Genomic DNA, 26407 nt, shown 5'->3' with positions numbered 1-26407 from the left:
CCTATGAGTATCAGAGTCGCCCTGAACCACAGGACCCATTATCGTTTCGATCGACCGGTGAGCCTGTCCCCGCACGAGGTCCGGCTGCGCCCCGCCCCTCATTGCAGGACCCGCATTCACAGCTATTCGCTGAATATTCGTCCCGCCGACCATTTCATCAACTGGCAGCAGGACCCCTACGGCAATTACCTGGCCCGCCTCGTCTTTCCGGAGCGGGCCACGGAACTCGAAGTGGTGGTGGATGTGGTTGCCGATATGACGGTGATCAACCCATTCGATTTCTTCGTCGAGCCGTCCGCCGAGCGATTTCCGTTTACCTATGCCCCACAGCTGAGGAAGGAGTTGGTGCCGTTCCTCGAAGTCGACCCCCCCGGGCCGTTGCTTGGAGCTTGGCTGGAACGGTTTAAGAATGCCAACCGCGAGGAGTCGAACTTCATTAACGACTTTCTGGTTCGCCTCAATCAACGGCTTCAAAAAGATATCGACTACATTGTCCGACTAGAACCGGGCGTTCAAACCTGTGAGCAGACGCTGCAATCGCGGCGGGGCTCGTGTCGTGATAGTGGCTGGCTGTTGGTGCAGATTCTGCGGAACTTTGGTCTCGCTGCGCGATTTGCATCTGGGTACCTGATTCAACTGGTAGCTGATGTGAAGCCTCTCGATGGACCGGCCGGGCCCAAGCAGGATTTCACCGACCTCCATGCTTGGGCAGAAGTCTATATTCCTGGGGCCGGTTGGATCGGGCTTGATCCGACCTCTGGTCTATTGGCGGGTGAAGGGCACATCCCCTTGGCCTGCACGGCCTCTCCGTCCAGCGCCGCGCCGGTGATCGGGAGTACGGGTGTCTGCGAGTCCGAGCTGGACTTCCGCATGACTGTGACGCGGATTCACGAAGATCCACGAGTCACGAAGCCCTATACCGACGAACAATGGCGAGCCATCGAGGCGCTGGGTCTGCAGGTCGATGTCGATCTGCAGGCCGGCGATGTGCGGCTCACGATGGGAGGCGAGCCGACGTTCGTTTCGATCGACGATATGGAAGGGGCCGAGTGGAATACCGATGCGCTCGGTCCCACCAAGCGGAAGCTCGCCGGCGATGTGCTCAAACGCCTGAAGAGCCGTTTTGCGCCGGGTGGGCTGCTGCACTATGGCCAGGGCAAGTGGTATCCGGGTGAAGTGCTGCCCCGGTGGGCCTTGGGGTGCTATTGGCGGCTGGATGGCGAGCCGGTTTGGAATGATCCCACATTGATTGCCGATGAATCAGTTTCCTACGGCTATTCAGCTGATCACGCGCAGAAGTTTGCGGCCCGGTTGGCCGAACGGCTGAATCTCGACCCCGCCTTTGCCATCCCTGCCTATGAAGATGTCTGGCATTACCTCATGGAGGAACAGAAACTGCCGGTCAATGTGGACCCGCTCCAAAAGGACCTCAAGGATCCGGCGCAGCGTCGGACGTTGGCGCGTCTGCTGGATCGAGGGTTGGGGGAAGTGGCCGGCTATGTCTTGCCTCTCAGAGAGATCGCGCCGCCGAGGCTCCGCCGGTCTGGTCCGCGCAAAGCCCGATGGATTTCCGGTCCCTGGCCGCTCAAGCGGGGGCGGCTGTACCTGTTGCCGGGAGATTCGCCGATGGGCTATCGGCTGCCCTTGACCTCTCTCCCCTGGGTGGCTCCGGACGATGTTGAGATCGAGCCGGAACAAGACCCTCTGGAGGCGCGCGAGCCCTTGGGACCGGCCGGGTCTCGACCGCGCGGATCGGGAGCGCCTGATCAACGCCAACTCGCGCTCAACACAGCATGGGCGGTCGGCGAATCGGCTCGGGACGTGCTTCGGACAGCATTATGTGTGGAAGTCAGACAGGGACGACTGCACGTCTTCATGCCACCTCAGGCCTATGTGGAAGACTACCTCGATCTGGTCATCGCGGTTGAGGAGACTGCTGCTGAATTGCAGAGCCCGCTGTGGGTGGAGGGCTATCCGCCTTCCTATGATCCTCGATTGCAGTCGTTCAAAGTAACTCCCGATCCAGGCGTCATTGAGGTCAATATTCACCCCGCCAAGACCTGGGACGAACTAGTCAGCAACACGCACATCCTCTACGAGGAAGCGCGCCAGTCACGATTGGGGACGGAAAAGTTCATGCTCGATGGGCGCCATACCGGCACGGGCGGCGGAAACCATATCACGCTGGGCGGCCCCACGCCGGCGGACAGTCCGATGTTGCGCCGCCCGGATCTGCTCCGGAGCCTCACCACCTACTGGCTGAATCATCCCGGGTTGTCCTACCTTTTTTCCGGCATGTTTGTAGGGCCGACCAGCCAGGCGCCTAGGGTGGATGAGGCCCGCCACGATCACCTGTATGAACTCGAGATTGCGTTTCAGCAGATGACGGCCAAGCAGCAGGCCGGGCAGGGCACTCCGACGCCGTGGCTAGTGGATCGTTTGCTTCGGCATTTGCTCGTGGATCTGACCGGCAATACGCACCGCGCGGAATTCTCCATCGACAAGCTCTATTCGCCGGATTCCGCGACAGGACGCCTGGGATTGGTGGAATTCCGGGCCTTTGAAATGCCGCCTCATCCCAGGATGAGCTTGTCACAGATGTTGTTGCTGCGTGCCCTCGTTGCGAAGTTTTGGAACCAACCCTATCACGCTCCGGTGGTGCGCTGGGGGACCGAATTGCATGACCGGTTCATGCTGCCCCATTTCGTCTCGCAGGATATGAAGGACGTGCTGGGGGACTTACAAGCCGGCGGGTATGCATTTCACGACGAGTGGTTTGCACCGTTTCTTGAGTTCCGCTTTCCCCGATACGGGAGCGTGGTCTATGACAATATTGAGCTGGAACTGCGGCAGGCGATTGAACCGTGGCACGTGTTGGGAGAAGAAGCGGTTGCCGGCGCCACTGCGCGCCATGTGGACTCGTCGGTGGAACGCATTCAAGTCAAGGTCAACGGCATGATCGATCCACGCCACGTCGTGATGTGCAATGGCCGTCCGGTCCCGCTCCATCCAACAGGGACGCGCGGCGAATTCGTGGCGGGAGTCCGCTACCGGGCCTGGCAACCGCCTTCGGGGTTGCATCCGACCATCCCGGTGCAGTCCCCGCTGGTGTTTGATCTCGTCGATACCTGGGCCGGCCGTGCAATCGGCGGGTGCACGTACCACGTGGTGCATCCGGGAGGACGGAGCTCCCCCTCGTTCCCGGTCAACGCAAACGAAGCCGAGGCCCGACGCGCCGCTCGGTTCTGGGACCACGGTCACACGCCAGGGCCGATGACCATCCAACCCGAAGAGCGCAATCGCGACTTTCCCTTTACTCTCGACCTGCGACGTAGTCCCGCCTCAAGTTAGGAGCCTGTCCGAGTAATGCCATTCTACTGCGGCACACGATCCGCAAGCATCTGCATCGTTCTCGGCTCAAAAAATTCCTCAGCGTATTCCAGCGAATACGCCTCCGGATTTTTCGAGCCTGCGGCCTTGCATCTGCCAGCGGCTCCTTCGCCTCGAAACGAAGGATTACTCGGATAGGCTCCTGGCCCGCCCCACCACCTCTTGACCGGCTTCCCACAGTCCTTCGGGTGTTGTACCGGTCGCCACTTCCGACCGATCTATCCGTGGTGAGTTGAGGGCTGGATACACCCCGAGGACAGGCGATCTATCCGTGCGAGCCAGACTTGACACCAGCTTGTAACGTAGGGATATTGGGGCCGATTTCCCCACAACAGCCGAGAGTCCAAACGGGATATCCCGCTCCCCCGTTTAGGTGACCCAGCGGTTCACTTAATAGTTAGGCATGATGAGGCCGCGCCAGTGTCTCCCAAGAGTTCTTTGATCAGATTGTGGGACCCTCAGCTTAGTGAACGGGAGATCTACTTCGTTGGCTCTATCTCGGTTCATTGGGCAAGCATGGAGCATGAGATCTTCATGCAGACCCTGTCTACGTTCGAATCGGAAGCATTCAATGTCGCCAAGCTCCCAAAGGAGATGAACAACCTTCAGTTCACAGGAGTTCTCGCGCTCTGGAAAGAGCGCGTGGTCGACAAGGTGAGAGGTCGACGAGCAAAGACCTTGTTCCAGCAGTATGAACGGATCACTCAGCTCAAGACCTACAGAGATGCTTTGACGCACGGTATGTGGCATTGGTCCCCGGACGATCTTGGTTCCATCAAGACTACTCGCGTGAGGAAGCGAGAGGTCATCACAACGCGGTTTTCCGCCGCCGACCTTGAAGACTTTGCGAAGAAGATTGCTGAGATCAACTTCTGCATCCGCTTTCCGGCTGGCCTTCCCGATCTAGCGAGAGCACACTTGCAAGAAGGTGGCTATATCAGTCGCAGAGCAGCAGCCATGTTTACGGGTGCGCCAGTCGATAGCGAAGGCTTTCCCACGGGCAATCCACCCAAGCCCCAGTCCATCGCCGAAGAATGATGCCTAACCCTTCGCTCGAGCCGACTCGCACCGGCATGGCACTCGCGCCTCAGCTCAAACGTTAGGCCGCCTGTGTGCACTATTATTGCGACCGGTTCCGGAATCCGAGTCCGGCGTTACCTCCGCAAAGCCTACGGTCCAGGCCGCTGGCGGAAGCTGAAAGGAATCGTCCCGTCCGGTTGCCGAACGGTATTCTGCGAAGGGTAGAGCTTCATTGGTATGAAGCCCACAACATCGGCAGGCGAGACCTCAAGATCAAGCGGTACTTGGAGGAATCATGAGACAACTAGCCAAATCATTTGCCCTCTGCGTGGATAATACCGACTACAAGGCATCTTTGATTCCAGGCAAGGTGTATCGAATCATCCCGGACCCGCAAGCGGCCAAGGACGATCTGGTGCGGATCGTGGACGAAAGCGGCGAGGATTATCTCTATCACAAGGCATACTTCGTCTTTGTCGATTTTCCACGAGCCATTGCGAAAAAGAGTCGATCGCTTGAGGCCGCCACCGCCTAACTAACCGTTGCAGCGAATGGTGCTTCAGGCCGTAGCTGAACGGCAGGGCGTTCGGCCGCACACCCGCGACATCTTCAGATGACGAGTGCCGAAGAACACGAGGCTGTGCGGCGAGAGGATGTTCGCGCACGGTCGACGCCTCACTGCACTTTTTCCTTCATCATCACTCCTTCGACCGGGCGCAGGGCGAAGAACGTTTCGTAAATGGCGTCGTCGGTCCGATTGAGCTTGAGTTGAAAGTCATCGAAAAACTCGTGCAACCCGCCAGACAGGATGTCCGCCATATCGGCGTAGTCCATTTCCGACCGTAACCGACCCAACCGCCTTTCCGCCAGATTGTTATGCCTGTCGCTCTCTGATCCAACAATCGCATGGAGTGAATCTTCGGCCTTGATGAGGCAATAGCGGATGGCCCGCGGAAAGTTCGGATTGAGAATCAGAAACTCCGCCACCTGGTTGGGCGAGATGCGGCCATGCTGTTTGCAATACATCTCCAGGGCGCTGGCGGACTTCAACAAGGCGGACCATTGGATAATGTCGAACGGCGTGCCGACTTCGGCCACGGTCGGGAGCAGCATGAAATATTTTACGTCGAGGATGCGGGAGGTCTTATCCGCTCGTTCCAGCAGACGCCCGAGTCTGGCGAAGTGCCAGCCTTCTCCGTGCGACATGGTGGCGTCGGTAATGCCCAGGAAGAGGTGGCAGTTCGCTTTCACGTCCGCCAAAAACGTGTGGAGATTTCGGCTGGACAGGCCCTTCGCGACACCGTCTCTGACCATAAGATAAAAGCGGTTGACCTGCTCCCACATGTCGGTGGAAATGACTTCCCGGACCGTTCGAGCGTTCTCTCGGGCAGCCAGGAGGCAAGACAGAATCGAATTGGAATTTGTGGCATCGGCTAAGAGAAACTGGATCACGGTTTCCTTCGTCGCCTTTCCATAGTGACCGGTAAAACGTTCATGATCTCCCGTTGCGGCCACCAACGGCTCCCACTGCTCCGTGGTGCCTCTGGGAAGGTCGAGAGTGAGGTTCAAGTTCACCTCGATGAACCGGGCATAATTCTCCGCCCTTTCGATGTAACGGTTCAACCAATAGATGGAACTGGCGACTCGGCTCAGCATCGTCGGTCGAGCGCGAGACGGTTGCTGGTTTGAGCTTCAGCGGCAAAGACGTCGTTCATGAAAGGACCCAGGTATCCTTATTGCCTCCACCTTGAGACGAATTCACCACGAGTGACCCTTTCCGCAATGCCACGCGTGTCATACCTCCCGGCAAGACGTACACATCACGTCCATACAAGACGTAGGGACGCAGATCGACGTGGCGCCCTTCCAAATGATCCTCCACCAAGGTGGGCACTCGCGAGAGGGCCAGAGTGGGTTGGGCAATGTAATTGCGCGGGTCGGCCTCGATGCGACGGGCATACTCCTCGCGATCTCGTTGCGAGGCCTGTGGGCCTATCAGCATCCCGTACCCACCGGCTTCATTGGTGGCTTTCACGACCAGTTGATCCAAATGCTCCAAGACATAGGTTCGATCCCGTCTATCCGAACAGATATAGGTGGGTACATTCGGGAGTATCGGTTCCTCCGCCAAATAGTAATTGATGATCTTCGGGATGTAAGCATAAATGGCCTTGTCGTCCGACACACCTGTACCGGGCGCATTGGCGAGTGCGACTCGGCCTCTCTTGTAGGATTCCATCAGACCGGGGACTCCGAGCAGGGAATCTTTTCGAAACGCCAGGGGGTCCAGATAGTCGTCATTGATCCGGCGGTAGATCACATCGACACGCTGAGACCCCTTGGTGGTGCGCATGTGGACCGACCCCTCCACAACCACGAGATCGCTGGCTTCGACCAATTCCACTCCCATCTTTTGGGCGAGCAGGGAATGTTCGTAATAGGCGGAATTGAAAGTGCCCGGCGTGAGAATCACGACGGTCGGATCCGGAAGCTCGGAAAGGGAACGAAGGGTTTCCAAGAGTTGGCTTGGATATCCATCAACCGGCCGCACGCGATAGGCCTCGAACAGCTCGGGAAATGTCCGTTTCATGACCTGTCTGGCCTCCAACACGTAGGCCACCCCGGACGGGCAACGGGTGTTGTCCTCGAGGACATAGTACCGACCATCGCTGATTCGCACCAGGTCGATTCCGGCAATGTGGCACCAGATGCCGCGCGGTGGGTGGAGGCCCATGCAGGGCTGCAAGAAACCCTTGCTGGAATAAATCAGGTCGTTGGGAATCACTCCGTTCTTGAGGATCTTTTGATCGTGGTACACATCGTCGATAAACAAGTTCAACGCGCGCATGCGCTGACAAAGGCCGGATTCGATGTGCTCCCAATCCGACGCCGAAACGATCCGTGGGACGATGTCGAAGGGGAAGATCTGCTCATGTCGGTCATCGCTTCCATAGACGCCGAACGTCATCCCCATGTTGAGAATCACGCGTTCCGCCGCTTCCTGTCGTTTTTTCAGCTCCCCTTCCGGCAGTGATGCAAACTTTCGCAGTAAGAGCGTGCTTCCGGGTCGCGGCTGGCCTTTCTCCTCATAGAGCTCGTCGTAGAACCCCTCTGGGTCGTAATGCGAAAATCGTATGCCCATGTGAGTTGCTCCCGGGGAGCCACCCTAGCAAAACGCCTCGTCGGCTTCAACCGCTCCGCTGAGAGCGAAGCCGGAGCTGAGCGGACCGGTTTACTTTGGTACTTGGTACTATGATCCTCCGTTACGAAAGAAGCAAACCGCCGGCAATAGCCGATTGCATTTGACCAAGGCTCTTTAGTAGCGTGTTCTGCTCATGATTACAGAATTTATCATCACTGCCGGAGAACAGCCCAAACGGCTGGACCTCTTTCTCGTCAATCGAGAACGGGAGATCTCGCGGTCTGCCTTGCAGCGGCTGATCGAGCTGGGGCGCATTCGAATCAACGATCAGGTGGTGAAGGCGAGTCACAAGATCAAACCCGGCGATCGGATCACCATGGATGTACCGAAGCCGGAGCCTCTTTCAATCAAGGGAGAGGCCATCCCTCTAGAAGTGCTGTTCGAGGATGAGTCTCTGCTGGTCTTGAATAAACCGCCTGGCATCGTCGTCCATCCTGCTCCGGGGAACTGGACCGGAACCCTGGTGAACGCGCTGCTCCATCATTTCCAAACATCGGGCGGCACGATCTCGACCATCGGTGGAAAGGAGAGGCCCGGTCTCGTCCATCGACTGGACAAGGAAACCTCCGGCGTCATGGTCATTACCAAGACCGACCAGGTGCACCGCGCGCTTGCGGCACAATTCAAGCATCATACCATTACCAGGGTGTACGAAGCCTTGGTCTGGGGCGTTCCCAAGAAAGGCCGAGGAGTGATCGAGCTGGCGATCGGTCGGGACATCAAAGATCGGAAGAAATTTTCCCCGAGAACGACCAGTCCTAAGGAATCGGTGACGGAGTATGTGGTGGAGCGGCGGTATGGGAAAGCGGCTGCCCATGTGCTGCTGTATCCCCGAACCGGCCGGACTCATCAGCTTCGGGTTCACCTCGCCTCCTTGGGACATCCCATTCTGGGGGATCACACGTACGGCGGACGGAAGGTCTGTACGGTCGTTGAAGTGGTGATTCCTCGGGTGATGCTCCATGCCAGGACGCTGGGATTCGTTCATCCAACGACGGGTAAAGTGGAGGAATTCACGAGGCCGATTCCTGGTGATATGGAGACGGTGACGAATGCGTTTGAGGAGCTGATACTCGCCACCCACGGTAGAGTGCGTGGATCAGCCGCGGAATTCCATTTTGCTGAGGACGCATGCTGACCACCGAAGTACTCGATACCGTGGGAGGGTTAACGTCCCATCTCAAGTCCTATGCCGCTAAGCTTCCGCCCATTGTCCACTTGAGCTCGCTACCCTCGGGAGTGAAACCTGCTTTCGAGGCGGTGGATGGCTATGAAACCATCGTGTCACGTGCGCGAAGCCAGAGTGCTGGAACCCCGTACAAGTCGCTGAATGAATCGTTGGTGTCATCTCTGGAGGCGTTTGAAATCGGGAACCTCCTCGGGGCCGTTCAACCGCTTCTCTCGGCATTGGATCACTTGGAACGAATGCAGCGGGATAAGGAAATTGAGATCGGACGAGTGGATGAAAAGCGACTCAAGGACTATCGAGCTGCTTTACAGAAGATCCTTCCGGGCAATCAGCCCGAGTTGGATGGTGCAGGTGGAGGGATGTGATGCCGCAGTTTTGAGTTCTGAGTGCTTGGTTCTTAGTTTTCCGGAGAGACCCCAAACTCATCACTCAAAACTCACAACTGAAAACTCAGCAAAGCAGCTAGAGAGTCAGCGAGTCACAAGCTCATTAACGTGGACAACTTCTGACCGGATAGTTCGGGATTCCTTGGGCATCTGCACCTCTGATTGCACGCTACCTCTAGCAAACTCCCTGAATCCATTCTGATACTCCCTGAATCCATTCTGATACTCCCTGAATCGAAATAGATTCACCTCGCGGAGCTCTTCCTCGTAAAGAACAGCACAATCCTTTGAAATTCACGCCATCCTGGCAGATTCAACGAGGTCCGTTCTTTGCTTGAAGTATGCAGCGACGAGATATTCCGTGGACGTCATCGCAAGCAGGAACAGACGAATTGACCTCTAGGCATGGAGAGAGATTAATGGATCTACTTTGATAGAGCCATATGATCTTATTCCAAGGAGGAATCGCAGAGGTCTCAAGTGGCGCTATTGTCCTGGCCTCGGAACAGGTGGTACAGCGGCTTCGCGTGCAAGAATTCGGTGAGTTACGTGCTCCAACGATCGGTTTGTCATGACCACGATGCAAGCGAGCTTTCCTTTCAAGAGGAGCCATTCCCCAACGCAAGACATCTACAAGGCTTGACGCCATTTCTTTCATTGATGGAGAGCCAATCACGCTTTAGCCGAGGTGAGGAAATGACTCGATCTCACGTGTTTTTCTTTGATATCCGCAACACATTGGGAGTCGTCGACCGCAAGGGACATCTGATTCGTTTTCGACCAAGCGTCGACGAGCTCCTCAAGAACATCAAGGCGCTCGATGGTGTGCGTCTGGCGGTGATCACAAACGTACCGCCTGGTGTTGACGCATCGCTGATGCTTAAAGATGCGGGACTAGAAGGCTATTTCGAACGCATCATCTCCACCCAAGATCCAGAGATTCTCGCAGTCAAGGCAGAAAAACCTCAACGGGCCATATACGAACTCGCTGCAAGAGCGATGAACGTCAATCCGGAGGATTGCACGTATGTGAGCGAAAACTTGCTGGAGGTCTTAGGTGCAATCAATGCTGGCATGACAGGAGTCGTTAAGAAATTTCCGCCCGGCGGTGATTATATGCACTCCAACTTACCGCGAGGAGTCGTTTTACCCGTTTCAAGCGGCCGGCTCATCGAAGCTCTGCTCGAAGGCCAACATATGGTGGGGAATCGGATCGTCAACGCCGCATCTACTATCGTTCAACGTCTGCGCGCGAGCGAGGACCCGGTGGAGATCTTCAAGGCGTTGCTAAGCGCAATGCACCGTCTGGTATGGATCGTCAATCATTTCATCGACCCCTATCATCATCGTATGGAGGAAGAGGTGCTTGTGCCTTTCGCTCACATGCGTGGATATCCCTCGTCCAAGACTGCTTGGATGCTGGAAGAACACGACCAAGGTCGCGCCTACTTCAAGGCTATGACCATCGCACTGAACCGGATTCAGGCGGGCAATAAAAACGCTTTGCTCGAGTTCGCCAACGTCACGGATGCGTTCGTAAGGCTTTATAAAACCCATGGCAAGCGTGAAGATGACGAGCTCTTTAAAGAGATCGGCGACTTGCTGACCGACGAAGACGACGCCGTCATGTGCGGCATGATCGAGCGACTTGGTCCGCCTGACATTACACTGCACTACAACATGATCCAAGGTATGGAAAATGACTTGGAAGGACACACATGATTCTCTTCGATCCCAACATACCCACTTGGCTTCGGCGACCGGCAGCCAGCATCCTTGATGATGCCCAACTCGCTGCGCTCGACCGTCTGTTTGATGGCATACTTCCCGCCGACCACACGCGCCAAATCCCTGGTGCTCGGGAAGCCCGCGCCAGTCGTTTCGTGAATCAGCTGCTGGCCATGGACCCAAGCGTCTACGAAGAGATCCCGGCCTGGCGGGCCCTCTATCTAAAGGCGCTGGGTGAACTCGAAAAGTACTGCATTAAGAAGTACGCCAAAACGCTGGCTGATATCGAAGACGCAAGCTTAGTCGAATTGTTGACGCAGCTTGAGGCTGCTGCCCTCGAAGGCCTAGCGACCGATCTGGATCAAAAGGTCGTATTCACCACCTTACGACGGCACTGTATTCAAGGGTGTTTCGCCGATCCGCGTTGGGGTGGCAACGACAATAAGATCATGTGGCGTGCCCTGGGCTACCTCCAACCCGCGGAGAATTTGTATCATGACTGACCAAAAGTTTGATGCCATTGTCGTCGGCTCGGGAGCGGGGGGGGGTACTGCCGCCCGAGTACTTGTACAACATGGGCAGCGAGTGATCGTCTTCGAGAAAGGTCCGCTCAAACGTCCTGACGACTTTCTGCCTTACGACGAACTCCACTACTCCGAACACAAGGCGCTGATTCCATCGAAACAATCGGACCCAATGATGTACGTGGATCCGGTGACTCAGGTGGCGAAGAAAGTCGAACGCTGGTGGATCGGCAACATGGTGGGCGGCGCAACGATGTTATGGGAAGCCAATCTGCCCCGCTATACGGCTGAGGATTTCAGTCTGCTTGACGTCATGCCTAGTCCACCGCCCGGCACCTCGCAGATCAATTGGCCATGGTCTTACGATGAGTTCCAGCCCTGGTTCGAGATGGCCGAATGGGAGTGGGGTGTTTCCGGCCAGGCGCCGACACCTGGCACCCGCCATATGCAGGAACCCACACGGCCCCGGTACCAATTTCCGATGCCACCGCTCCGACCTCATGCCTCGACCCCGTTCCTCCAATGGGCGTTTGGTCGAGCTGGCATGCTACCCTTCCCAAGCCCACGCGGAATCAATACCCGCACGTTCAATGGACGTCCAGGTTGTCCATACTGCGGTTTCTGTCAAGGCTACGGTTGCGCCGTGAACGACCGCGCAAGCAGTACGAACACCGTCCTCGCAACCGCTTTACGTAGCGGTCTCTGTACCTTGAAAACGGAGCATTGCGTGACGCGCATTCTCTATAAGAGCGGAGTGGTGGAGGGTGTGGCCTACAAAGATTCCCCGTCCGGGCAGGAGTTTGTGGTGAAGGCACCTCGGGTGTTTGTCTCCATCCAAGCCCTCGAATCAGCTCGTTTGTTTCTCATCTCGGGAATACCCGATCCGAACAAGCTGATCGGCCGCTATTTGACCTACCACACTAAGGGCAATGCTGAACTAACTTTCAAAGGTCAACCCGTCTGGGATGACGGCCCGCAACGACTGTTCCAACCCCGTACCTCGCTGGGGAGTCTGCAGCTGCGTGATCTTTACGTGATTCGCGACAAGCAGCGCCCTGAACTCACCAAGGGCGGCAAGTTTTCAATCTACGACCCGTTCACTATCAGCCCCCTCATTAAGTGCGTAACGAGGGCTGGTGGGGCCAAAAAATCGAAGGATCTTTGGGGCAACGACTTGATCGATCGCCTCGTAGAGCTCCGAAATCAAGGCGGCGTGATGTTCTCCTTCACCGGCGAGACGATGTCCTTGTACGACAATCGCGTCGAGCTCGACAAGGATGTGAAGGACCCCTGGGGATTGCCGGTCGCTCGCGTCAACTACAAGCATCACGACTACGATCTAGCGATCAGTAAGTACTGCATGGATCGCGTGTGTCAGATCATGGTCGAGGCTGGGGGTGAATTGCGCAAGTTCGAGCCGCAGGCCGCGGTCAATGAAGGCTATGGTCACAATCATGGCACATTGCGTGCCGGCCGGGATCCCTGGGCTTCGGTTCTTGATGAGAACTGTGAGAGTCACACGGTGAAAGGTCTGTATGTTCTGGATTCTGCGTTCATGCCCACAGCAGGCGCTTCTAATCCGACGCTTACTCAGATCGCGAACGCCTACCGCGTGTGTCACGGTCTGTTCAATCGCAACCCGAGGACAAGCAAATGAGAATCGCCGCTCACCGTGGCACATGCCGTCATGCGCCCGAGAATAGTCTTCCCGCCCTTATCGCTGGGTTCACCGGAGGCGCTGATGTGCTCGAATTCAGCCTCCAACTCACACAAGATGGTCATTTGGTGATCTCTCACGACGGGACAACAGATCGTCTTACCGAGGTCCCTGGTGTCATTGCGAACATGCGGCTGGCCGATCTCATGAGGTTGGACTTTAGTAAGACTTATCAGCCCCCGATCTCACCGACATTCCGTTATTATGCTGGCAGTCGCAGAATGGCGCTCCAAACATTTCATCGAGTACTTGAACAGTTGCCCGACGATATCGAACTGCTCATCGAACTCAAGCACGATTCTTCGCTCACTACAGGTCGACGAGAGGAATTCGTTAACAGGGCTCTCGATGCCATCGATACGTATGGCCTGGCATCACGCGTCGTACTATACTCCTTGGACCAGAAGAATCTCAGGGTTGTTCGAACTCGCGCACCTCACCTTCGCATTGCGACATTCGACATCACCTTGCCGCCCGATCGACAACTTCAGCTCATGAAGACGCTTGGAGCCGATGGTTTGGTTACCCGACTCGAGGATGTCTTTGCACAGGGCATACTCACAGCTTTTGGAAGAGCTCTTCAGGAAGTCATTGTGACTGGTGAGTTGAAAGTGGGTGCTATTCTTCATCCTGGACGTGAAGATGGCACCTTTACGCAAGCGGAATGGGTTGGGTTAAAAGACCTTTCGTTCATCTGGTCGATTTCGACCGACTCAATGTTAGAGGTCTCATTCTGTCGGCGGCAAGTCCAACTCGTCAACGAACCGTTTTCAGGAACGACTCTCAATCGTGAGAATTTTGCATTGGGTTACGCTAAAGCGAACGAATTCGCCGAGGTTACACAGAACGACGGCATCCATATCACGATTGCTCCCTATCCTCCCTTTCCACCAGCACCTACGGACCCCTTAGAAATCCGCTTGGGTGCTATTGAGACCAAACTGACTTACACAGCCAAGGATTGGCCCTATTATTCAGGTGGCGGGGTCGGATATGTTCCAGGCATCCGTGGCGACTTCGCCGCTGAAGTCGACTATCAAGTAGAAACAGTTGCACAAGCAACAACGCTTGAGATGGCCGTCCTGAATGTCGATCCTGGAGCTCATCAGGCTAAGAAGCCTGTTAACTTCCGCGAAAAGGATTCATTCTATGATCCGCACGGCGCTCCGCCCTACGTTGGTGTAGAACACGACGAAAACGATGGGATGCGGATCAACTGGAACTTAGGATCAGAATACGATAGCAATCAGTATGGAAAGCCGGTAGGTGACGGAGCCACGCCACGTGCCGGTCGCCTGCGCCTAGAACGACGAGGCGCATATTTTTCAGCGTACTACCGGAATAGTGTCGATGCCCATGATTGGGTGTGCTGCGGAACCGCACGGAATCATTCCATGAACCCTGTCGTCTACCTTCGCTGCGTCGGCAAGCGCTGGCGCCAGGAGGATGAGGCAAACCCGTCTCAGTTCCTGCCTGTCATCCCAAACAAAGTTGAGTTTCGTAACCTGACTATCACCAGATTCCTTGAGTAGCAAATTAGGAGGCATACATGCCCGAAGAATCCGAAATTCAGGAGCGAAAACATCTGGCTCGGATGCTCCTCTCGCTTGACCGGACTCCAGAGGACGACAGCCTAATTCCGCCGCCCGTCGCCGCGGAGGCGGGGTTGCTTGCCGATCTTGGTATCCAGTTCCCCGTCGGTCTTGCGCCGGTTCCTCAGCCGTTCAACACCGTGCCTAGTCCGGGGAAGCCGCTGCCGAAGGCGGATGTCGCAGTCATCACCTGGACCGTTGCCGAACGAGACGGAATGGCCGACGTACTTTCTCCCGGACGTCCAGGCAAAAGCTGGTATCGGTACAACCGCCGCTACGCGGAATTCTATGATGAACGGGTCCGCCCCGGAGCTCCCTCAAAAAAGGGCAAGATTCTCGGCACCTACATGCCCATCGAGATCGGCGGCAAAAAGGTCCTGTTGTTCAAGAGCGAACTCCACCTCAATCAGGACGGTATTCAGGATCCACCCCACGGCGCACCCGGCAACGCGACACTGCCCGTGAAGGACCTATTCAAGCAGATCATCGAAGACACGGAGGCGAGCCACGTGTTGACTGTTGGAACATGTGGCGGGATCCAGCTTGAACATGACCTCGGGGACGTGCTCGTCACCCGCGCCGCACGCTTTCGCTGCCGAGACGAGTTTAAGAACGCACCGTTCAACAACAAGACTTACAAGAGTGATTGGAGTCTGCCTACCGGCCAGTTCGGCAAAGCTGAGCAACTCATGCAAGGCTTCGCCGACAAGTTGATCGAGCCGATTTTCGGTCCACCGACCAAGCGCCATAATGGAGCCTTCGCGCTAGACCGGCCTTACAAGCCTTCAATCATCCACGAGAAGGGGACCGGCGTGAACAAAATTCTCGCCTTCCACCCGATACTCTCCACGGACTTCTTCGAGTTCGGAACGTCGGCCAACGTCGCCGAACTGGCAGCAATAGGCTGTGGCCTCGAGATGGGCGATGCAGCGCTCGGTCTCGCCGCCGAAGAGCTTGGTACCTCCGCACCGAAGTGGGCAGTGATCCGTAACATCTCAGATCCGCAGATCAACGCAGATCTCACCCAGTCTCCACGGCAGCTCAACATGCAGAGTCACTGGGCAGTTTGGTATTACGAAGCCTTTGGTTATTGGACGAGTGTCATGAGTGCCCTCACGACATGGGCTGTGATCGCCGACATGCCATAGGGGAGCCTCGGCATGCTGAACTCACGACTGCCGGCGGAAGTGGAATTGGTATACGAGGTGATGCCCTGTAACTCGATGCGGACATCGCAGGAGCCATTAGGATCGCCTCATCCTTGCACGTACTTCCGCAAGTGGGGTACTTATCATAGTTTCGATTACCAGACGGACGGCCCGCCTCCCACACCAGGTATTTCTCAGCCGCTTACCTATGTCGGTCGGGCCGCTGTCCTGCCCGAGATATTGAGTGGTTGCCGAAAGGCGCCGATTCTTGCGATCGGGATCAATCCGAACCTGCCCGGCTGGTTTTCGTCCAAACGTGGAGCGCTCAATCCGCTGTTCGATGACTACAAACAGTATGCTCATTATTTCCGATATCGTGCGGTCGACAAACTAATCGTTCCGTCTGCCGATTACACCGAGCTTGGCGGAGGGCCACACGATACACCCTTTTCCACATTCACCCTGCAGGTTGCCCCCGACGCCGATCTTCCTGCCCGGCTCGATCCTCAAACAATGTATCGCGGCTATCAAGGCCTCCTCGCTGACATGGCCGAGCAAATGGACTGGCCCTCAGACAAACTAAAGCTTGGCGAAGATCTCGCCTACATGAACATGGTGGCATGTCCATCTGCAAAATGGCGTACGCAGCCCGATCCAAGCGACCCCGGTATGCCGATTATGACCGTGAGCGAGCGGAACGGGATCGTGAGCGAGTGTTTTCATGAGAGAAAATACTTTAGGCGCCAGTTGCGGCAATCCCTGCCTGCGGTCGTACTGGTGTTCAGCCAGAGCACGGCAAACGCGTTCATTGCTGAGTTCCAGGATCACTTCGTGGAGGGAAATCCTCAACCCGGCGAGAAGGTAGCGGATCTTCTCGATCGTACAGTCCGCTTACGATATGGCAAGCTTCCTGATGGGACCGAGTTGATTGCGCGGGTGATCTTTTCGCCACACATCAGCGGAGATCCAGATAACTTCGAGGCACACCGCGCCAAGGTAGTCGCACACCTCGTCAAGGAAGCGCAGTCGGGCGGAATTCAGTTCAATCCCGCATCGGGGCACTTACGGCGACCGCGCGGCGGCTGTGTCTTTTGTCCGACACTCGAAATCGGTAGGTGTGATTATGAGGCAGAACTGATCCCGCTCGAGTCCATTTCAGGATTGCTCGGGGCGGCTGAAGCCTCTGATCCGGTACGTGAAAAATCAGTGCAGGCAGATTTGCTGCCAGAAGTGGGTACGCGAGCCGCTTACTCGAACTGGGAGGATCCGAATGCCTGAACCAAAAGTGATTCTGTGGGACTTTGTTGGTGCCCTAGTGGACCGCGATGCACGCGGATTTCGAGTCCGAGAGCAAGCCGCGTCCCGCATCACGCAAGGCAGCGCCCGGCAAGGTATCCTCGCGACACTACCCACTCTCTCCAGTGCGGCGCAGCTCCGCCTTTTCCTGCGCGATCATCTGCTCGAAGCCTTCTTCGATCCAGGATTGCTTATCAATATGAGTGCATTCCCGGTTCCACCGGACGATTCCCGTGCCTTTCACGCAGCCGCCGCTTTGACCGGCGAGCGCCCAGCAGACATTCTGTTTGTAACTGCCAACGCCATAGCCGCACGCGCTGCGCGGGAGGCAGGATTCCAAGTGGAAGGAGCTGCATCTGGCGCGCCTCCCGTGGGGCTGCTGGCTGACACAATTTCTGCTGCGGAGTTGCTGGCGGCAATCGATCCAGACACAGGTCCGGCATTCGTGCTCCGTGGTCGCATCGTCACAATGGACACTGGCGGCCATGTGATCGACAACGGACGGCTTGCCATCCGCAAAGGCAAGATCGAGGCTGTCCTCGACTCCGTTGGAGCATTGCCATCGGGGTTTTCAAGCGCACCGGTCATCGATACCGAAGCCACGATTTTCCCTGGCCTCATCGACCTACACAATCACTTTGCATACAACATTCATCGCTTGTGGAAAGTACCCGGGAGTTTCGAAAACCGCACGCAGTGGCAAAGAGACAAGTCGTACCGCCGTGGGGTCAACCAAGCCACCGGACTCATGGCCAAGATTGCTGTCTTTGCCAAAGCGATGGCGAGGTTCGTCGAAGTAAAAGCAGTGATGGGTGGAACCACATCGGGCCAGGGAATTCGTATGAAGGTGCAGGGATTCGCTCGGCTCGCTAAGGGCGTGATGCGCAATATCGAGATTACCGGCGATTCGCGCCTCCCGGAAGCGGCCACGCTCGTGCCCGATCTGAACGCCAACAACGCCAGCCAGGTGGAGCGGTTTCGCCGCTCGCTCACCAACAATCGAGCCTTCCTCTATCACCTTTCCGAAGGCACTAACTTGGCCGCGCGCCAGCGGTTCCTCGACCTCAAAGACAACGACCTTGTCGAGTCGAACCTAGTCGGCATTCATTCCCTAGGACTCCAACCTGAAGACCTCTCATTCCTCGCCTCCAAGGGCGCCAAGGCTGTGTGGAGCCCGTTCTCGAACCTTCTCCTTTATGGCAAGACTCTGAACTTGAGCGGAGTGATTGCATCGGGCGTGAAATTCAGTCTAGGTTCTGACTGGTCTCCCACGGGAGGCAAGAATCTGCTCGAGGAGCTGAAGGTGGCACGATGGGTCTCGAAGCATCAGGGAGGCGTTCTTAGTGACCAACAGTTGGCGAGGATGGTCACGATCATTCCCGCGGAGATCCTCGGTTGGGAATCCATACTCGGATCGCTTCGAGACGGGGCCCTGGCCGATCTACTCGCAATCCGAGGTACCACAGGTGATCCTTATGCCCAGTTGATCGGTGCGCTGGAGAAGGATATTGCGCTCGTAGTAATTCATGGAGCTCCTCGATACGGGGACTCCATATTGATGGACCAACTGGCCACGCCCGATTCGCTCGAGAAGGTCACCGTCGGTGGCACATTGAAACACTTATTCCTCGACTCGGTTGCTTCGCCGCTCAATGGTCTGAGTCTCGGGACCGCAATCGAGCAATTGACGAAAGCGATGTCAGACTTGAAGGCCGTTCAGCAGCAGGTGCTAAACGAAGGACCGGGGCTGTTGTTCGATGCTGATTCTGGCTTCGAACTCGAACTCGATATGGAGGCACCGCCTCAGGACGAAACAGAAGCTACCCTCTTCGCTGATGGTGACGAAGTGGAAGCGTCGATGCTGCTCGATACCCTCTTTGTAGAGGAGGATCATCTGATCCGTATCGATGGCCAGCCGAATCTGCCGAACGGGCTGAAACAGGAGTTGCGAAATGCCTACCAATGAGGAAGAGCGCTACCGCGTTTCGGTCCTCATCAGAAATGAGCAAGACGCCCTGCGTGCAAAAGAGCTTTTCACCAAGGGCGGCTCCAAAGACATACATGTCTATGACGCAATCGTAACCGGCTGGGCTACGAAGCCGATGGTCCGCAGCCTCCGTCAGATGGGCTTTGTCGTAGAGCGGTCCCGGCGCGAGGCACGAAATGACGGGACTATGAAGAAGCCAATACGTGGAGCGCAGGCAGCAATGGGTAAACTTAGGAACTTAGCCAAGCAGAGCTCCTTGCCAGAATTGATGGAAAGAGGAGCTCCCAGTTTGTCCGGGGTTGGGAAGCCGCTGGCGTTTGCACCCGAAGTCCTCGTCGCCCATCTGGTGTCATTCCGCGGACCGATGCGTCCGGCATGGCGCGACGAATTGCGGAATCTGGACCTCAGGTACGAATGCAAACTGGATGACGATACATACCGCATGCTGCTCGATCCCACCCAGCTTGCCCGCGTCCGTGAGCTTGACTTTGTCTCTCAAGTTGAGCGCGAGCCGGATCGCGTCACTGAAGGCGTTGTGGATAAATGGGAGAAGTCACTACTGGAACCCTCTCCTGCCAATTTGACCAGTGTGGATACCGGTCCCGGGATGGAACAAATGTACGACGTCATTTTGCACCGGGCCGAGGATGTCGCAAAGGTGTTGAAGTTGCTAGCGGGGATGGAACAGATTCAGGTGCTCGATCGAGGACATGACCGCATTCGGATTCTCGCACCCCTCAACGCGCCTGCCCTAGCCGTGATCCCCACCATGCCCCAGGTGAGCCTGTTGGCCGACTACGAAGCCCCGCTGCTGTTCTGCAATGAAACTCTGACAACGATCGGTTGTCGTTCCAAAATACCTCACGCGGCAGCCACATTTCCTTGGACCGGCAAAGGTGTGAAGGTCGGGATCTACGACAGCGGTGCCGACGCCACTCACCCGGACCTCGGGCCAGCTATCGCAAAGGTTTCCGCGCGCCCAGGTGCGATTCTCCAGGATACGATCGGGCACGGCTCGCATGTCGCGGGTCTGATCGCGGGCCGGGGTGTTCAGAGTAATGGCCGAGTGCGTGGGGTTGCGCCGGGCGCTAGTCTTTACGTGACTTCGATGGTCACGGCCTCCGCGAGTCTGATTCTGCCTACCGATTTCAAAGACCTGTTCGGTGACACCCTCGGCGATGGAGTCCAGATTGTCAATCTGAGCTGGGGCACGCCGATCAGCGGCGACTATGACCAGGGAGCAGTTCAGATCGATGACCTGGCCTATCACAACCCCGGAGTTCTCTTTGTAATCGCGGCTGGTAATTCGGGCGTTGCATTGAATGGACAGCACAAGTTCAAGACCATCGGAACTCCCGCCTCCGCCAAGAACGCCCTAACCGTGGGCGCGCACGGCGTGACTTGCGCTGACAATACCTGTCAGAACCACGCCCTTACGTGGGGGCAGTTCCGTCCTCAGAAGTTCCCTCAAGCTCCAGCTGCCAATGAGCCGAGGTGTCCAGCAGCTCCAGGGACCGTGTCTGCGTTTTCGAGCCGAGGGCCCACCGACTATGATTCGATTAAACCCGATCTCTTGGCACCGGGTGTCCTAGTCGAGTCAGTACGCTCGCAGATTGCCTCTACTCAGAGTGGGCGGCTATTCGATTCGGGTTGTCCAGTGCTCGATTCCCAGTTCTACGTCTGCTGCTCCGGTACTAGCATGGCTGCTCCAATTATTTCCGGAGCGGCAGCGGTCCTCATCGAGTATCTCCGAGACGTTCGGAACACACCCACACCATCGTCGGCCCTGGTGAAAGCTCTGCTTCTCGCGGCTGCCCGGCCTGTTAGCCAACCGTCACCGGAGCGCGCCCAAGAGAACACGATTGGGATCGGATACCCAGACTTCGACCAAGGTTTCGGGCTCATGGACTTATCGTTGCTGTTGCCTCATACCGGCGCCTCCCCTGGACGTCGCATAGAATTTACCGACATTGGGAACGACAGTCCGCTCGCACTAGCCAGCCGTCAACCCACAGGTGCTCCGCGCAAGTCGCAGCAAGTCTACCGCTTCGATGTCCTACCCGGCGCGACCGAGTGGCTTACGTTGGTACTCTGCTGGACTGACTGGCCCGCATCGAGTGTCCAGAACAACTTAGCCCTGCTCCTTGGAACTCCCGACGGTATCTTTGCAGGAAATCAGAGGCACAAGTTCCGAAAAGACCCTCTGTTCGATGACGTCGGCGAGGGCGGAATTGTGCTTGATAAACGCAACAATGTGGAGGTCATTCACATCACGCAGCCTGCCGCTGGGTCATACGAGATCCGCGTCCTCGCTGAAAATACGTCCCAGCCGTTCTTGGAACCTCGGCAAGGCTACGGCCTGGTGATCGTAGGCGAGATCTCTCAACTGCAGAGCGTTTAATCAACCTCTCAATCACTTTCCACAATGCAAGCTAGGAGCCTGTCCGACGTTGACAAAATTGCCCGATTTCATGGGTATCTGAACCTCTCGTCACGTGGCGATCGTTGGTTCTGAGCCAAATGTGTGCGTCGGATTATTCACGATTCCCAAAGTCGGACAGGCTCTTAGTGTCCCATCTTTGGCCCTAATGCGTTCGGACCAACGGTGACAAGTTTGAAGCGGGTAGGGCTCCCACAGTGGGGGCACTTCGCTCGAACGGTTTCATCGTCGAGCACCTCGTACTCATCAGGTTTCAGCCACATCAGCTGGGAACACTTTGGGCAGGTTCGGACTTGCGTTGACATCGGTTTCCCCGTACACTCTAAAACAATTCGGGGGATACTCTAGTATAAGATGCCTCCAACCCTCAAGTCCGCCGTCACCTACTCGACGAAAGAACTCCCTGAAGCAGGTCAGCTCCTCAGGCTGTTTCACCAGGCGCCTTGGGCCAAGAGTCGATCGCTCGATGAGGCGAAGGACATGCTGCGCCATACCGACCTGACCGTGTGTGCCTGGGATGGCGATCAACTGATCGGGTTCGGTCGCGTACTCACAGACTTCATCTACCGTGCAACCATTTGGGACGTGATCGTCGACAAGGCGTATCAGGGACAAGGAGTTGGGACCGAAATCGTCCAGCGCATCCTCGATCACCCCCGCCTCAAGCGGGTGGAGCTCTTTTGGCTCTGTACCAGGCGTCCGGGTTTTTATGAAAGACTGGGCTTCAGCTCAAAGGAGCAGACCGGCATGGTGTGGAGCCGGGGAAAAAATCGCCGCCTGGGATAGGAACTGTTTTGCGGGGTGAGGGTAGCCGATTCTTCACAGTCCGTAGAAAGGTTGGTCACAGTACCAGCGGTACCAAGCTAGAAAAACATCTTCCCGCCAAAGAGAAAGCCGAACGAGGACGCATTCCAATCATCATTCCTGATTCCGTTGACGGTCGCATGACCGTTGTTTTGTTTGTAGGCCCATTCGACGTTGAAGGCGAACCGTTCAGTGAACCGGTAATCGCCTCCCCAGCCTAAGCGCCAGGCGAAGGTGTTGCTCGGACTAATGCGAGTAGTTGTATCTTCGCCGAAACTGTTGACGTTCACGCCGAAGCTCATGTTCACATAGGGGCTGAACCGACCCAATTTGACCGGACGTAGTTCCATTGTGGGAAGCACAGATACCGTATCTTGATGTCCGAGGTCCATGTCCGGCTGCTCCAGGCTCACTCCGTGCCGTTCCCACTCAAGCATCATTCCGATCAAAAACCAGGTATTGAGACTGTACATACCTTGAAAATTGACCAGTGGTCCTATTGACGTCGACGTATTCTCCGTGAGCTGTTGGGTAAGCGGGGCAAAGCCTGCTCGATACCCCACTATCCACTTGCCTGCTTCAATCCCCCCGAATCCTTCAGCCAAGGCACCGTCTGAAGTGAGGATCACCGTTGCGGCAATGACGACCAACAATCCAACCAATCCGGCCCGCAGACCTCGCCTCCGCATGAAACTCCTCCTCTCGAATGTGGCCGCTTCGGTCACATGCTGATATTGATAGGTTTCGGTATCTCCTTGCACTTAGAACCCACCGCCGATTCCCATCAGTAGGGAGCGCTCTTATAGACATAGCATTATCAAGAAAGCGGAGCAAGCTTACTTGCTATATGCAGCTACTTAACGACAGTGAGCGACCCGCATCCGCCGCACACGTTTTGGCGAAAAGAAAACCGAGATGAAAAACAGAGTGGTGGCCAGTAAGACAATGGCTGGCCCGGAAGGCACATCCCACAGGGCAGACATCAGGACACCGGCCACGGCGGTCAGAATGCCGATTGCCGCTGAATAGAGGGTCAGTGCCGCGAGGCTATGGGTGAGTTGGTAGGCGGTCGAGGCTGGAATCAGGATCATGGCAAAGACCAAGATCGCTCCGACGGTTTTCAGTGAGACCACCACCGTCAAGGCGACCAACGTCAGGAGGAGAAAAAATATCTGGCGGGCTGGTACACCGGACGCTTCAGCCATCTCTTGGTCGAAGGCGATGAAATAGAGTTCTTTTGCAAACAGGAGCAGGAGGCCCAACACAAGAACGCTCAACGCTCCAATGATGTGGAGTTCTTCGGGGGTGACCGATAGAACGCTGCCGAATAAGAATCCGTACACCTCGGCATTGTAGGTTTTCATCAGTCCGATAAAGAGAATGGCCAGTGCCATTGTCGTGGTATAGAGAATACCGATTGAGACATCCAGTTTCATCCGGCCACGTTCTTCGACCCATCCGGTAATCCAGACCGTCGCAAGACCGAACACAATGGCGAGCAACAATGGCGGCCATCCCATCAAGTAGCCGAGTGTCACGCCCGCGAATGCGGCATGTGACGTCCCAGCCCCGACGAATGCCAATCCCCGCAACACCACAAATACCCCGATGACCGAACAGAGTCCCCCCACCATCGCTGCGGCAAGAAGTGAGCGTTGCATGAAATCGTAGGCGAGGAGATCGAGCATGAGTGGTAAGACTATAAACGAATACTGACTCGACCGATGTTATTCGGACATTGCCCGTAGGGAACGGCTTCTCGACCCATCGGATAAAGCCTCGAACCTCAAAGGTGCGGTTATTATGCCCGCCGCATCTTTCTATGTGCGCAAGCTCGGCAGCATAAAAGGATCATAAGCCGAGAACATAATGGGGATACAGGATGACACTTAGGATGGCAAGAAGAATTATCGCGGAGTGTAATTGGCACATTATTATGGCCGTTTTTTGAAGTACAAAATCTTGTCCAGTTAGGCTGCCCTTAAGGAGGACCACCATGACGTGGGCATTCTCTTTTGGAAGAAAGCTGGGTTGCCTGTGCTCCCAACTAGAGAGCAATAGCAGCTGGGTTGGTATCTGGTGGATTGAAGATCAGATAATCCTAAAAACGGCAGTTGAAGCAGCGGCCTGCTCGGGGATCGCCTGGCTGGCAGCGGATTGGGGGCACATTTCTTCGTACGAAGGGAGTCACCCAATGGGTGAGGCCCCACGCAAGGCCGTGGCAGGACAGAAGGGGGCGATGGTGCTCGATACGTGTGGGGGGCGCATCCACGTGGAGTGGGACCCGGCTGCCGCCGTGCCCCCACTGGGGCAGCGGCCGTTCTGCATTGAGTGTCTCAAGGTGAGTGGCCTGTTCGAAGCCTGGGTGGCGGACTGCCCACTGGCCTCCCCCAGCCACCACGCGTCGGCTACACGCACCGTGCTCGCCACCGTGCTGCTGTCGATCCTCGCCGGCCACCACCGCGACGCGCCTAGCACGGCGATGCGCCATGACGGCCTCCCCCCGGGGCTGGTGGGTGTGGCAGGATTCGTCTCGGAGGAGACAGCGCGACGGGCGCTTGCTCGGATGGACGAATCGTTGGGCGTGGCCTGGCTCGATCGGCACCGGGCGAAGACGACACACCCGGTACTGACGACGCCGTGGATTCTGGATCGGGATCCAACGGTGCAGTGCCTGGACGGGAAGCAGGAAGGGGTCGGCGTGGGCTCCACCCCGAAAAAGCCGGGGCGACCGGCGCACCGCTATCAGAGCGCATTCAGAGCGAACACCCGGCTGGCCCTGGCGGTGGACGTCCTGCCGGGCAATGGAGAGCGCCCCGATGCAGAGCCTACCGAGGCTCTGGGCGTGGCTGGCTGCCGTACCGCAGGCGGCGCGCCCCGCCTTGCTCCGAGGGGACGTGGACGTTGGCAACGAATCGGTGCTCCGCGAGGCCGAGGATCGAGATCAGCCGTCTCGCACCACGCTGCGCGTCACGCAGCATGGGCAGGCCCTCAGAAAGACGCGCTTCCGCTCCACTGCGTGGGAAGAGGCGGGACAGGGGTGGGAAGGGGGCGATGAGACGCCGCTGCTGTCAGGCTGGAGCCGACCACGGCGTGTCATTGTGCTGCGCCGTCCCCTGACCGGCGAGATGCTCATGACCGGGACGGACGCCGAGCAATCACGGTTCGACTGCATGGAGCGCGAGGGGCCGACCACGCGCGACGAGTACGCTGGGCTGGTCACCGCAACTCGGTACGAGATCCTTGCCCGCGCCCAGCTCGATCGCGATCGGGCTGGGCGGAGCCGATTTAGTCCCGGACGCTCGACGACTTCGAGTCCGGTTCGCTGTGCCCACGGAGGAGCGGGCCGAGTTTCTCCACCGCCTGCGGACGCTCTCAGCGGGCTGCCAATTGCTGCGCAGTTGGATCGGGACCTGAGCGAGGCCGTCAATGTGGATTCCGCCCTCTCTTGCATCCCAGATACCACCGTGCCGACCATCCCACCGTTGCACCAGAGGCCCGGAGCCTCACCTTGATCTCATCTCAACTGCGGAATCCGGAATAATGGGGAGAGGGGGGAAATGACTCGGGAGTCCTTATCTCAAGTTCAAGAGAGCGATACGTTTTCTCACAATCGCCAGGAGACCCGCCAGAAGAGACATCCGTGAAAAGCATTTTGTAAGTCTGATAAGAGAACACCGCATGCGGTGGCGAAGACACCCGATAGCCCAGAGCCCATGGGTAACAAATCGAGTGCGCTGTACTGGGCGGTATGGGGGACAGTGGAGTTCCTCTCACCCGCTCAAGTGTACCTCTAGACCATGGGCCATCCAAGTGGCTCACGGACATACGTGTGCCTGAGTATTGAGTGGCAATAGCGAACCGGCTCTCCTGCGCCATGCACGAATCAAGATCCGACCCTAAATTTAGGGTAGCACACCAGAGCAGCTTCAGCTTTCTATGGCCCCGAAGAGCTACATCGAGAATCACCCTGGAGCGCGGTGC

At 56.8% G+C, this 26407-nt stretch carries 20 protein-coding genes; 16 read left to right on the top strand and 4 right to left on the bottom strand.

Features of this window, described 5'->3' with window-relative positions:
- Positions 1 to 3 precede the first annotated feature (3 nt).
- The 3 genes from P0120_20670 to P0120_20660 all read left to right on the top strand — a co-directional run bounded on the left by P0120_20670 (position 4) and on the right by P0120_20660 (position 4945).
- On the top strand, positions 4 to 3351 hold the full coding sequence (locus P0120_20670; protein ID MDF0676723.1) for a transglutaminase family protein: 3348 nt from the start codon (positions 4 to 6) through the stop codon (positions 3349 to 3351).
- Positions 3352 to 3924: 573 nt separating this feature from the next.
- Positions 3925 to 4428, top strand: coding sequence for a hypothetical protein (locus P0120_20665; protein MDF0676722.1), 504 nt, complete (start codon positions 3925 to 3927; stop codon positions 4426 to 4428).
- Positions 4429 to 4705: 277 nt separating this feature from the next.
- Positions 4706 to 4945 carry a hypothetical protein gene (locus P0120_20660; protein MDF0676721.1) on the top strand — a complete coding sequence of 80 codons (240 nt, stop codon included), beginning with the start codon at positions 4706 to 4708 and terminating at the stop codon, positions 4943 to 4945.
- Positions 4946 to 5085: 140 nt separating this feature from the next.
- Here P0120_20660 and P0120_20655 read toward each other — a convergent pair whose 3' ends face one another.
- Together P0120_20655 and P0120_20650 are read right to left on the bottom strand one after the other, a co-directional pair.
- Positions 5086 to 6066, bottom strand: coding sequence for an alpha-E domain-containing protein (locus P0120_20655; GenBank protein MDF0676720.1), 981 nt, complete (start codon positions 6064 to 6066; stop codon positions 5086 to 5088).
- A 55-nt stretch (positions 6067 to 6121) separates the two neighbouring features.
- Complete coding sequence (locus P0120_20650) at positions 6122 to 7552, bottom strand: circularly permuted type 2 ATP-grasp protein (GenBank protein ID MDF0676719.1); 1431 nt, start codon at positions 7550 to 7552, stop codon at positions 6122 to 6124.
- Positions 7553 to 7745: 193 nt separating this feature from the next.
- On the opposite strand from P0120_20650, the gene P0120_20645 reads away from it, so the two are divergent.
- From P0120_20645 to P0120_20595, 11 genes are all read left to right on the top strand, one after another.
- Complete coding sequence (locus tag P0120_20645) at positions 7746 to 8750, top strand: RluA family pseudouridine synthase (protein MDF0676718.1); 1005 nt, start codon at positions 7746 to 7748, stop codon at positions 8748 to 8750.
- Entirely contained in the window at positions 8744 to 9166 is a 423-nt protein-coding gene (locus P0120_20640; protein ID MDF0676717.1) for a hypothetical protein, read from the top strand. The genes P0120_20645 and P0120_20640 overlap by 7 nt, the downstream gene beginning before the upstream one ends.
- A gap of 717 nt (positions 9167 to 9883) precedes the next feature.
- A complete protein-coding gene (locus P0120_20635) occupies positions 9884 to 10909 on the top strand; it encodes an HAD hydrolase-like protein (GenBank protein MDF0676716.1) in 1026 nt (341 codons plus the stop codon).
- Positions 10906 to 11418, top strand: a complete 513-nt coding sequence (locus P0120_20630; GenBank protein MDF0676715.1) for a gluconate 2-dehydrogenase subunit 3 family protein — start codon at positions 10906 to 10908, stop codon at positions 11416 to 11418. Before P0120_20635 ends, P0120_20630 begins: the two co-directional genes overlap by 4 nt.
- Positions 11411 to 13096 carry a GMC family oxidoreductase gene (locus tag P0120_20625; protein ID MDF0676714.1) on the top strand — a complete coding sequence of 562 codons (1686 nt, stop codon included), beginning with the start codon at positions 11411 to 11413 and terminating at the stop codon, positions 13094 to 13096. The genes P0120_20630 and P0120_20625 overlap by 8 nt, the downstream gene beginning before the upstream one ends.
- Positions 13093 to 14688 (top strand): glycerophosphodiester phosphodiesterase family protein, encoded by a 1596-nt coding sequence (locus P0120_20620; GenBank protein ID MDF0676713.1) that lies wholly within the window; start codon positions 13093 to 13095, stop codon positions 14686 to 14688. The genes P0120_20625 and P0120_20620 overlap by 4 nt, the downstream gene beginning before the upstream one ends.
- A 17-nt stretch (positions 14689 to 14705) precedes the next feature.
- Positions 14706 to 15896 carry a hypothetical protein gene (locus tag P0120_20615; protein MDF0676712.1) on the top strand — a complete coding sequence of 397 codons (1191 nt, stop codon included), beginning with the start codon at positions 14706 to 14708 and terminating at the stop codon, positions 15894 to 15896.
- A 12-nt stretch (positions 15897 to 15908) separates the two neighbouring features.
- Complete coding sequence (locus P0120_20610; GenBank protein ID MDF0676711.1) at positions 15909 to 17174, top strand: hypothetical protein; 1266 nt, start codon at positions 15909 to 15911, stop codon at positions 17172 to 17174.
- Positions 17167 to 19158: an amidohydrolase family protein gene (locus tag P0120_20605; GenBank protein MDF0676710.1), complete on the top strand. Its 1992-nt coding sequence runs from the start codon at positions 17167 to 17169 to the stop codon at positions 19156 to 19158. Before P0120_20610 ends, P0120_20605 begins: the two co-directional genes overlap by 8 nt.
- Positions 19145 to 21580 (top strand): S8 family serine peptidase, encoded by a 2436-nt coding sequence (locus tag P0120_20600; protein ID MDF0676709.1) that lies wholly within the window; start codon positions 19145 to 19147, stop codon positions 21578 to 21580. Before P0120_20605 ends, P0120_20600 begins: the two co-directional genes overlap by 14 nt.
- A 393-nt stretch (positions 21581 to 21973) precedes the next feature.
- Complete coding sequence (locus P0120_20595; protein ID MDF0676708.1) at positions 21974 to 22405, top strand: GNAT family N-acetyltransferase; 432 nt, start codon at positions 21974 to 21976, stop codon at positions 22403 to 22405.
- Between the two features lie 77 nt (positions 22406 to 22482).
- Here the strand turns inward: P0120_20595 and P0120_20590 are convergent, their stop codons facing one another.
- Positions 22483 to 23112: an outer membrane beta-barrel protein gene (locus P0120_20590; protein ID MDF0676707.1), complete on the bottom strand. Its 630-nt coding sequence runs from the start codon at positions 23110 to 23112 to the stop codon at positions 22483 to 22485.
- Positions 23113 to 23280: 168 nt separating this feature from the next.
- Positions 23281 to 24084 carry a metal ABC transporter permease gene (locus P0120_20585; GenBank protein ID MDF0676706.1) on the bottom strand — a complete coding sequence of 268 codons (804 nt, stop codon included), beginning with the start codon at positions 24082 to 24084 and terminating at the stop codon, positions 23281 to 23283.
- Between the two features lie 335 nt (positions 24085 to 24419).
- Here P0120_20585 and P0120_20580 point away from each other — a divergent pair, with 335 nt between their 5' ends.
- Complete coding sequence (locus P0120_20580; protein ID MDF0676705.1) at positions 24420 to 25481, top strand: hypothetical protein; 1062 nt, start codon at positions 24420 to 24422, stop codon at positions 25479 to 25481.
- Between the two features lie 76 nt (positions 25482 to 25557).
- Positions 25558 to 25938: a hypothetical protein gene (locus P0120_20575; GenBank protein ID MDF0676704.1), complete on the top strand. Its 381-nt coding sequence runs from the start codon at positions 25558 to 25560 to the stop codon at positions 25936 to 25938.
- The last annotated feature ends 469 nt before the right edge of the window (positions 25939 to 26407 follow it).

Source organism: Nitrospira sp. (genome assembly GCA_029194675.1).
In the GTDB taxonomy this organism is placed as follows: domain Bacteria; phylum Nitrospirota; class Nitrospiria; order Nitrospirales; family Nitrospiraceae; genus Nitrospira_D.
Note: the sequence above shows the minus strand (reverse complement) of the source record. Positions and strands in the feature narration are given on the sequence as shown.